Genomic DNA, 8,623 nt, shown 5'->3' with positions numbered 1-8,623 from the left:
GGCACAACGAATATAATGTCGGCACCCTGCAGCGGCCCGGCCTGCAGCCCTTCACCTCGCCCGAGGACGCCGTCGAGAAGACCGCGGGCGGCGAAGGCGCCGCCTCCACCATCGGCACCCCGGACGATCTGGTCAAAACCATCAAGAACCTGATGGAGGTCTCCGGCGGCGTCGGCACCATCGTCGGCTTCGTGCATGACTGGGCCAATCCGGAAAATACCCGCCGCAGCTGGGACATGGTGGCGCGCTACGTGATTCCTGAGATCAACGGCTACGTGACCAAACTGCGCGAGTCGCAAAAATTCGTGATCGAGAACCGCGCGATCTTCGAGCGCGCGGGACAAGCGGTGATGGCCAAGATCATGGAGAACGAAAAGGCCGCCGCGGCGCTTTCGCTCACCGGCCCCGGACGGGTAGCGATCCCGACCATCAATGCGCCGGACCTGCAGAAGGAAGCGGCGAAACGCAAGGCGTGAAACCCGCGGCGCGAAAATTATCCGCGCCGCCTCATTCGATCACCTCATCGGCGCGGGCGAGCAGCGTCGGCGGTACCTCGACCCCCAGCCCTTTCGCGGTCTTGAGATTAATGAGCAGCTCGAATTTCGTCGGTCCCTGCACGGGAAGATCTTCCGGCTTGTCACCTCGGAGTATCCGATCGACATAGCCCGCGGCCTGTCGGAACAGTTCGGGGATATTGATGCCATATGAAATCAGCCCTCCTTCGACGACAAAGCTGCGCAGGGCATAGACGGCGGGAAGGCGATAGCCACCGGCCAACTCGACGATCAGTTTGCGGTGTCCGAGGATGGTCGGATCGGGCGGAACAACGAAACCGCTGTTCGGAGTCCTGGCGACCATCTCCGTGGCAGCCCTGACCTCCTCCGCCGTAAGAACCGGAGCAGCAACTACTTCCAGCCCAAATTTTTTCGCAACCCCGGCAGCAGCGCGGGAGAGAAGTACCGAACCCGAATTACCGGGGTTGAAAAGAACTGCTACGCGTGTCACGTGCGGTGCGATCTCCTTGAGCAATTCGAGCCACTTCGGTCCGAGCGAGGGCTCAACGGTACTGAAGCCGGTCATGTTGGCGCCGGGATGCGCAAGGCTTTGAACGAAGCCTTCGGCGACCGGGTCGCTCGACCCGATGAAGACAATTGGCATTGTCCGAGAAACAGATTGCGCCGCCCGGCCTGCCTGATCGCCATTTGCAAGGATCACCTCGGGTGCGAATTTCATCATGTCGGATGCCGTAGACCGCGCCCATTCGATATCGCCCACACCCCAGCGAAAATCGACCAGAAGATTGGTCCCAATCGACCAGCCTCTCGCCTCGAGGCCTTCCCGAAAAGCCCGCGCCCTAAGCTGCCCTTCCTTGTCGCTTTCCACAAACTGCATCAGGACGCCAACGCGTCGCATCCGGTCGGGCTGCTGCGCGCTTGCCGCAAACGGCAAGCTTGCGGTTACGCCAAGCCCGGCGATGAAGGCGCGCCGTCTCATTCGATCACTTCGTCGGAGCCGGTGAGCAGGGCTAGGGGAATACTGAGCCCGAGCGATTTGGCGGTCTTCAGGTTGATCGCCAGATGGAATTTCGTCGGCTGCATGACCGGCAGATCGGCCGGCCGCTCGCCCTTCAGGATGCGGCTGCAGTAAACGCCGGAAGCGCGATAGGAATCGGTGATGCTGGTGCCGTAGCTGAGCAGGCCGCCGAGCGTAACATTTTCGCGCCAGCCGTAGCTTGCGGGGATGGCGTATTTGGCAGCGAGACCAACGATCGCAGCGCGACGGCTATCGAAGAATGGCTCGCCGGCCACGACAACGCCGCCGATCCTCAACCTCACAAGACTTTCGAATACGGCCTCAAGTTCCTGATCGGTGCTCGCTTTCACAACATGCAGTTCGACACCGAGTGCCATCGCGGCGTTTTGCGCATCTCTCACCTCGGATTGAGCGCTCGGATTAGCCGGGTTCACGAGATGGGCGAGCTTCGCCGACGGAACCAACTCATGCAGGAGGCCAAGACGCTTGGCGCTCAGCGCGGCGTTGAACAGGCCCATGCCCGTGACGTTGCCGCCGGGCCGGCTCAGGCTTTCCACCAGACCGAGGCCGACCGGATCGTCCGCAGCGGAAAACACCACTGGAATTGTCGTGGTAGCCCGCTTTGCCGCCAGTGCCGCCGGCGGGCCACCCGCTGACAAAATCACCGCGACCCGCAAACCAACCAGTTCGGCGGCGAGCGCGGGCAACCGTTCGTAATGGCCTTCGGCCCAGCGATGTTCGATCGCCACGTTCTGGCCGACGACATAGCCGGTGTCTGACAACCCTGCGCGAAACGCGGCGACGACAGCTTCGGATTCGCTCGGCGATCTGCTGCTGAGAAATCCGATAACCGGCAATGCCTGTGGCTGCGCCCGCGCCGTCAGCGGCCAGGCCGACGCGGCACCGAGCCCCGCAATGAATTGGCGACGTTTCATGCAAATCCCTGATTTTCTCCAATTGAGGGAACACCGCCGGCGGTAAGATTATTTCCCGTAAGTTTCTGCACGGTGCCCTTCTGTTGTTATAGGCTGGTTTAGCATGGCCTCTCGTCTTTGTGGCGCGATTCGGATCATCCCGGCGCTCGATCCCGCGGATGAGCCTTTGCACCGGAGAAACAACGAGTTAATTAGAAATCCGAGAGGCGATAGCGACCAGATGGAGCAGTGGCGATGTCGACACAGAGTGTGGCTTCCCCCGCGATCACCTTCACGCCGCCCAAGCGCAATTCGCTCACGCATATTCCGGGCGAGGAAGGCTGGCCGCTGATCGGCAAGACGCTCGAGGTGCTGGCCGACCCCAAGGGGCAGGTCGAGCGGATGCATGCCAAATACGGTCCGGTCTACCGCAGCCATCTGTTCGGCGAGACGAGCCTCAGCCTGCTCGGCCCCGAGGCCAACGAGCTGGTGCTGTTCGACCAGGCCAGGCAGTTTTCGTCGACCCATGGCTGGGGCCGGATTCTCGGCCTGCTGTTTCCACGCGGTTTGATGCTGCTCGATTTCGAGGAGCACCGTCTGCACCGGCGCGCGCTCTCGGTGGCGTTCAAGTCCGGGCCGATGAAATCCTATCTCGCGGCGCTCGACACCGGCATCGCGGCACGCGTGGCGCAATGGAAGGCACAGCCCGGACCGATGCTGTTCTACCCGGCGATGAAGCAGCTCACGCTCGATCTCGCCGCGACATCGTTTCTTGGCGCCGACATCGGCCCCGAGGTGGACGAGATCACCCGCGCCTTCGTCGACATGGTGGCGGCCTCGGTCGCGGTGATCCGCAAACCGCTGCCCGGCACCGCGATGGCGCGCGGCGTCAACGGGCGAAAGCGCATCGTGGCCTATTTCTCGCAACAGATTCCACTCCGTCGCGCCCGCGGCGGCGGCGAAGATCTGTTCTCCCAGCTCTGCCATGCCACCCATGAGGACGGCGCGCTGCTCTCGATCCAGGACATCGTCGATCACATGAGTTTCCTGATGATGGCGGCGCACGACACGCTGACCTCGTCCTTGACCTCCTTCATCGGCGCGCTGGCCGCGCACCCGGAATGGCAGCGCAGACTGCGCGATGAAGTCAACGGGCTCGGCGTCGCCGCCGGCCAACCCACGAGCTTCGACAATCTCGAAGCGATGCCGCTGTCGGAGATGGCGTTCAAGGAGGCGATGCGGCTGAAGCCGCCGGTGCCGTCGATCCCGCGCCGCGCCATTCGCGATCTTACCTTCAAGGGCTTTGCGATCCCGGCCGGCACCATGGTTGGCGTCAATCCGCTGTTCACCCACCACATGCCGGATATCTGGCCCGAGCCTGAGAAATTCGATCCGATGCGCTTCACCGACGCGGCGCAGCGCGACCGCCATCGCTTCGCCTGGGTGCCGTTCGGCGGCGGCGCGCATATGTGTCTCGGGTTGCACTTCGCCTATATGCAGGCGAAATGTTTTTCACGGCATTTCCTGCAGAATCTCAGCGTCTCGCTGCAGCCCGGCTACACGCCGGACTGGCAGATCTGGCCGATCCCGAAACCAAAGGATGGATTGCGGGTGACGCTGAAGCCGGTGTGAGGCGAACTGCGCAGGGTGGCACGCTTGCGCTTTTACCCAGCCCACGATCCGCATCTATTCGACAAACGTCGTGAGCTGTGCGCCCTCATCCGCCTGATGTGGTGAACATGACTTTCTGCTATCCCGCGCGCTGATCGAACGCCTTGCGCAACGCCACATAGCCCTGCTGCTGCTGGGTCCAGTTGCGGCCGCCGGTGATCGCGCCGTCGACCACCAGATCGTGGCCGTTGATGAAGCTGGATTCGTCGCTGGCGAGAAACACCGCGGCATGGGCGATATCCTCAGGGAGTCCCGCGCGCGGGATCGGCTGCGCGGTCTTGTAGACCTCGCGCATCACGGCCGGAGTTTTTTCCGCGGCCTCGACCGACAGCCCCAGCGCCTTGCCGATAATGCCGGTGGCGATCGCGCCCGGCGAAATCGAGTTGACGCGGATATTGGCCTCGCCGAGCTCCATTGCCGCGCATTTGGTAAGGTGGATCACCGCCGCCTTCGCCGCGCCATAGACCATCGACGATGAAAAGCCGGCGAGCCGTCCCGCGATGCTGCCGTTGTTGATGATGCTGCCAGAGCCCTGCTTTCGCATGTAAGGCGCGGCGTGTTTCATGCCGAGCATGACGCTGCGCACCAGCGTTGCCATCGCCGCGTCAAAGCGATCGACCTCGAGCCCCTCGATGCCGCCGGTCTGCGCCGGCCCGCCGGCATTGTTGAACAGGCAATCGATTCCGCCGAACCGGTCGACCGCCAGCGCGATCAGCGCCCGCATCTGCTCCTCGACCGTGACATCGGTCTGGCGGAAGACGCAGTGGGAGCCGAGCTTTTTCGCCAGCGCCTCGCCCTCCGGAACGCGGCGTCCGGCGATGACGATCTTGGCGCCTTCGGCGACGAAGATTTCCGCGGTACGCAATCCAATGCCGCTGGTCGCGCCGGTGATCACCGCGACCTTGCCGTCCAGCCGTCCCATGTCGTCATCCCCATTTGATCTTTTTGCATCGGCCGATGTTGGCAGATGGCCAATATTCCCGCCCGCCCGGAACAACGCAAGCGAGCTTTGTTCCATGCAAGCTCGCCCGGTGACCACCACTGGAGGCTGTAAAATGGCGGCTTTCCCACCTGTTCGGCCTTATTTTGGATTCGCTGATCACGTGAAGTGACAACCCTCATGATGAAATTGATCAACGAATTCAGGCGCGGCTGGCAGGGGCTCTCCCAGCCCACGGCCACATTCAGCGTCGGATTCGCCCTCGTCTGTCTCGTTTTGGCCACCATGGCGCGGTGGGGACTGGCCCAGATCAGGCCCGACGTCTTCTTCACGCCGTATTTTCCGGCCGTGTTCTTTGCCACCGCGTTCGGCGGCTTACGGATCGGGATATTGACCGCGATCGCCGGAGGCGCGCTCGGGATCACCGTCAATTTCAGCAACGCCACGGCTGATGCCGCCCGGTTCGCGCTGCTGGCGATCTACTGGGCGGTCTGCGGCATCGTGATATGGGGGGTCGAGCATTACCGGACGCTCGTCGCGCAGCAGCGCCAGATTTCGAGACGCCTGCTGCAGGAAGAGGAGTACCGAAAGCTCGTCGTCGACGAGCTGCAGCACCGGCTGAAAAACAAGCTATCGACGATTCATGCCGTCCTGCATCTGGTGCTGCAGGATCAGCCGCAGATCTGGAACCGGATCGATCCCCGCCTGCGTGCGCTGGCGGCGACCGACGATCTGATCGCGCGCGCGGACGGCAGCGGTTCCGATATCACGGATTTGCTGCGCTCCGAACTCGAGCCTTACGGCCATGTGCGGTTTAGCCTGAACGGCGATCCGTTGTTTCTACCCGCCAAACTGGCGGTGAGTCTCGCCCTGATCTTCCACGAACTGGCGACCAATGCCGGCAAATACGGCGCGTTCTCTTCCGCGCGCGGGCTGCTGCAGGTGTCATGGTCGGTGTCGGGCGATCGGCTCAACATCATCTGGGATGAGACCGAAGGGCCGACAATCGAAACCATCGGGCAAGCGGGCTTTGGCACCAAGCTGTTTGGATCGGCGCTCCGGCCGTTCGATGGCAAGACCGAGATCAGCTATTTTAAGAGCGGTATTCACTGCACGATGCAGTGCCGAATTCCCGCGAGTTGAGGATGCCAGCGGCTTCAGCCCGCAACGCACCAGCACCATCCCGCGCCTTCGACCGTCTTTCTGCTCCGGCTTGCTATCGCCTCGCGCGCCGAAGGCGTATAAACAGTCCTGGATGAATTGGCGCGAACGTCTGCCGTTCCAACATCGAAGTCATCGCATGCCGCCTGTTTCGATCCTGCTGAACATCCTCTGGCTGCTGCTCGGCGGCGTATGGATGGCGTTCGGCTGGGTGGTCGCGGCCGTGATCATGGCCATCACCATCATCGGCCTGCCATGGGCCCGCGCCGCGTTCAATATCGCGGCGTATACGCTGCTGCCGTTCGGCCGGAAGGCGGTGCGCCGCGACAGCCTGACCGGCCAATCCGATATCGGCACCGGCCCGCTCGGCGTGATCGGCAATTTGATCTGGTTGATCCTCGCGGGCTGGTGGCTGGCGCTCGGCCACGTCGTCACGGCGGTCGTTCTCGCCGTCACCATCATCGGCATCCCCTTCGCCTGGGCGCATCTCAAACTCGCCGGCATCGCGCTGTGGCCGATCGGCAAGGCGATCGTTCCGGCCTAGAGCTTGAGGCAATACGACCGCATCCCTTTCAACTAATGGTGTCCTTGCAGCGATGCCATTCCCGGAAAGGCCCACCGGCCAGCCCCTGGCGCGACAGCGCCAGATACTCGCTCTGCAGGATGATATTGACGAACTCTCCCGCACCCTCTTCACCGGCCGGAACCACGTAGTCGAACGCATGGCGGCTGTAATTGCCCGAAATCTGCTTGCCGCCCGGTGTCGTGATTTGCTCGGCGCGGATCGACATTCGCTTGCCGTCGGTGGAGCACCAGTCCCCGTCAATGGCGTCGGCGCGAGCGACATCGGCTTGCAGCCAAATTCCAGCTGCGACCAGAAACATCAGCGAGCGGTTCGACATTGATTCCTCCTTCGATTGGCGCGGGTCAGGCCGCCCACCGGCCGCGATTGGTCGCGGCGAGGATCGGACGGACCAGCCGCCCGAAGCGCTCGGCCTCCTCGTCGTGCAGATAGCCAGACAGGCAGAACGAATGGCAGCCGGCATCGATGAATTGCTGCAGCGTTTCCGCGCATTGGGCGGGGTTGCCGACCACCGCGATGCCGGCGCCCGGACGGACCCGGGTGATGCCGGTCCACAGATGCGGCAGCAGCAGGTCGCCATGCTCGCGGGCGAGCTGCTGCACGCGCCGGTTGGCCTCGGAGCGGTTGTAGAGCGTCTGCATCTCCTGCTTCTGCCGTTCGGTGGCGTGGCGCACCAGAAGATCCGCGGCCTCCCACGCATCGCTCTCATCTTCGCGGCAGATCACCTGCAGGCGCATGCCAAAACCGATGTCGTTTTCGCGGCCGTGCGCCTGCGCCATGCCCCTGATCTCGGCGATGTTTTGCGCGATGCGCTCCGGCAGATCGCCCCAGAACAGATGCACGTCGGAATGTCTGGCGGATAGTTCCCAGGCCTGCCGCGAGCCGCCGCCGAGATAGAATCTCGGGAACGGCTGCTGCCGCGGCCGCGGCCGGATATGGGCGCCGGACAATGTGTGGAATTTGCCCTGGAAGTGCAGCGGTCCCCGCGTGGTCCACAGCGCCTTCAGGATCGTGACCTCCTCCTCCATCAGCACGTAGCGCTCTTCCTTGGCGTGGCGCACGCCCTCAGCCTCGACCTCGCTCTCGTTCTGGCCGGCGATCAGATTGATGCAGATGCGTCCACCCGACATCTGGTCGAAGGTCGAGATCATTTTTGCCAGCAGCACCGGATTGATGTAGCCGGGCCGGGCGGCGATCAGCGGCCTGATTTTCGAGGAGCGCGCCGCCATGAACGCGCCCGTGATCCACGCCTCCCAGCAAGTCGACCCGACCGGGATCAGCAGATACTCGAAGCCCGCGGCTTCGGCGGCCCGCACCACCCGGTCGCAGAGTTCCGACGATCCCGGCACCTGGGCCTCGGCCAGGCCATAGGCCGTGGTGTCGCCATGCGTGGGCAGATACCAGCCAAATTCCAGCGGGCGCATGCAGGTTTCTCCCCTGGGGCGCGGTCTTGCCGCGCGGTTTCGTCAGGAAAGGCAGTTTACAGACTGCGGCAAGCCGGACAATCGGGACCAGGGCCGTTGCCGATACCAGGCCAATCGGTTAAATGAGCCCGACGCACCCGTAGCTCAGCTGGATAGAGCGTTGCCCTCCGAAGGCAAAGGTCACACGTTCGAATCGTGTCGGGTGCGCCAGTGCTCATTGTCAGCAAAGCCGTGATTTTGCCTTCGGATGGCAACACAGGAGCCGCCCCGTGACCGTAGCGGGAGCACCGGACAACCCCCTTGGCGCGGAGCCAGATTGGAGAGTCGCGAACCGGCTATGTCCGCTCGGGATCGAGATGAGCGGCGCCAAGAGTGGCTACGCCGACCGGCGTGGTCG

At 63.2% G+C, this 8,623-nt stretch carries 8 protein-coding genes, 1 tRNA gene and 1 pseudogene; 5 read left to right on the top strand and 5 right to left on the bottom strand.

Annotated features, from left to right (window positions below; all coding sequences use genetic code 11):
- Positions 1–476 (top strand): annotated as a pseudogene (locus WCE35_RS19270) (LLM class flavin-dependent oxidoreductase); the annotation flags it as partial.
- 31 nt (positions 477–507) lie between these two features.
- On the opposite strand, the gene WCE35_RS19265 reads toward WCE35_RS19270, so the two are convergent.
- Together WCE35_RS19265 and WCE35_RS19260 are read right to left on the bottom strand one after the other, a co-directional pair.
- Entirely contained in the window at positions 508–1,494 is a 987-nt protein-coding gene (locus WCE35_RS19265) for an ABC transporter substrate-binding protein (RefSeq protein ID WP_424594916.1), read from the bottom strand.
- Complete coding sequence (locus WCE35_RS19260; RefSeq protein ID WP_424594915.1) at positions 1,491–2,468, bottom strand: ABC transporter substrate-binding protein; 978 nt, start codon at positions 2,466–2,468, stop codon at positions 1,491–1,493. Before WCE35_RS19260 ends, WCE35_RS19265 begins: the two co-directional genes overlap by 4 nt.
- Before the next feature lie 234 nt (positions 2,469–2,702).
- On the opposite strand from WCE35_RS19260, the gene WCE35_RS19255 reads away from it, so the two are divergent.
- On the top strand, positions 2,703–4,079 hold the full coding sequence (locus WCE35_RS19255; protein ID WP_424594914.1) for a cytochrome P450: 1,377 nt from the start codon (positions 2,703–2,705) through the stop codon (positions 4,077–4,079).
- A gap of 118 nt (positions 4,080–4,197) precedes the next feature.
- Here WCE35_RS19255 and WCE35_RS19250 read toward each other — a convergent pair whose 3' ends face one another.
- Entirely contained in the window at positions 4,198–5,040 is an 843-nt protein-coding gene (locus WCE35_RS19250; RefSeq protein WP_424594913.1) for an SDR family NAD(P)-dependent oxidoreductase, read from the bottom strand.
- A gap of 198 nt (positions 5,041–5,238) precedes the next feature.
- On the opposite strand from WCE35_RS19250, the gene WCE35_RS19245 reads away from it, so the two are divergent.
- Positions 5,239–6,201 (top strand): sensor histidine kinase, encoded by a 963-nt coding sequence (locus WCE35_RS19245; RefSeq protein ID WP_424594912.1) that lies wholly within the window; start codon positions 5,239–5,241, stop codon positions 6,199–6,201.
- A gap of 157 nt (positions 6,202–6,358) precedes the next feature.
- Complete coding sequence (locus WCE35_RS19240; RefSeq protein ID WP_424594911.1) at positions 6,359–6,763, top strand: YccF domain-containing protein; 405 nt, start codon at positions 6,359–6,361, stop codon at positions 6,761–6,763.
- 28 nt (positions 6,764–6,791) lie between these two features.
- On the opposite strand, the gene WCE35_RS19235 is transcribed toward WCE35_RS19240, so the two are convergent.
- Together WCE35_RS19235 and WCE35_RS19230 are read right to left on the bottom strand one after the other, a co-directional pair.
- On the bottom strand, positions 6,792–7,121 hold the full coding sequence (locus tag WCE35_RS19235) for a hypothetical protein (protein ID WP_424594910.1): 330 nt from the start codon (positions 7,119–7,121) through the stop codon (positions 6,792–6,794).
- A 25-nt stretch (positions 7,122–7,146) separates the two neighbouring features.
- Positions 7,147–8,226 (bottom strand): LLM class flavin-dependent oxidoreductase, encoded by a 1,080-nt coding sequence (locus tag WCE35_RS19230; protein WP_424594909.1) that lies wholly within the window; start codon positions 8,224–8,226, stop codon positions 7,147–7,149.
- A gap of 133 nt (positions 8,227–8,359) precedes the next feature.
- Here WCE35_RS19230 and WCE35_RS19225 point away from each other — a divergent pair.
- A tRNA-Arg gene (locus WCE35_RS19225) sits at positions 8,360–8,436 on the top strand.
- Positions 8,437–8,623 lie beyond the last annotated feature (187 nt).

The sequence above is a fragment of the Bradyrhizobium sp. genome, from assembly GCF_049691595.1.
Taxonomy (GTDB): Bacteria; Pseudomonadota; Alphaproteobacteria; order Rhizobiales; family Xanthobacteraceae; genus Bradyrhizobium.
This window is presented reverse-complemented; position numbering and strand designations above follow the sequence as displayed.

Bases quoted from the DNA above. Each gene is read 5' to 3' on its own strand.
- WCE35_RS19260 (WP_424594915.1), bottom strand. From the start codon at position 2,468: ATGAAACGTCGCCAATTCATTGCGGGGCTCGGTGCCGCGTCGGCCTGG.
- WCE35_RS19240 (WP_424594911.1), top strand. From the start codon at position 6,359: ATGCCGCCTGTTTCGATCCTGCTGAACATCCTCTGGCTGCTGCTCGGC.
- WCE35_RS19245 (WP_424594912.1), top strand. From the start codon at position 5,239: ATGATGAAATTGATCAACGAATTCAGGCGCGGCTGGCAGGGGCTCTCC.
- WCE35_RS19250 (WP_424594913.1), bottom strand. From the start codon at position 5,040: ATGGGACGGCTGGACGGCAAGGTCGCGGTGATCACCGGCGCGACCAGC.
- WCE35_RS19235 (WP_424594910.1), bottom strand. From the start codon at position 7,121: ATGTCGAACCGCTCGCTGATGTTTCTGGTCGCAGCTGGAATTTGGCTG.
- WCE35_RS19255 (WP_424594914.1), top strand. From the start codon at position 2,703: ATGTCGACACAGAGTGTGGCTTCCCCCGCGATCACCTTCACGCCGCCC.
- WCE35_RS19265 (WP_424594916.1), bottom strand. From the start codon at position 1,494: ATGAGACGGCGCGCCTTCATCGCCGGGCTTGGCGTAACCGCAAGCTTG.
- WCE35_RS19230 (WP_424594909.1), bottom strand. From the start codon at position 8,226: ATGCGCCCGCTGGAATTTGGCTGGTATCTGCCCACGCATGGCGACACC.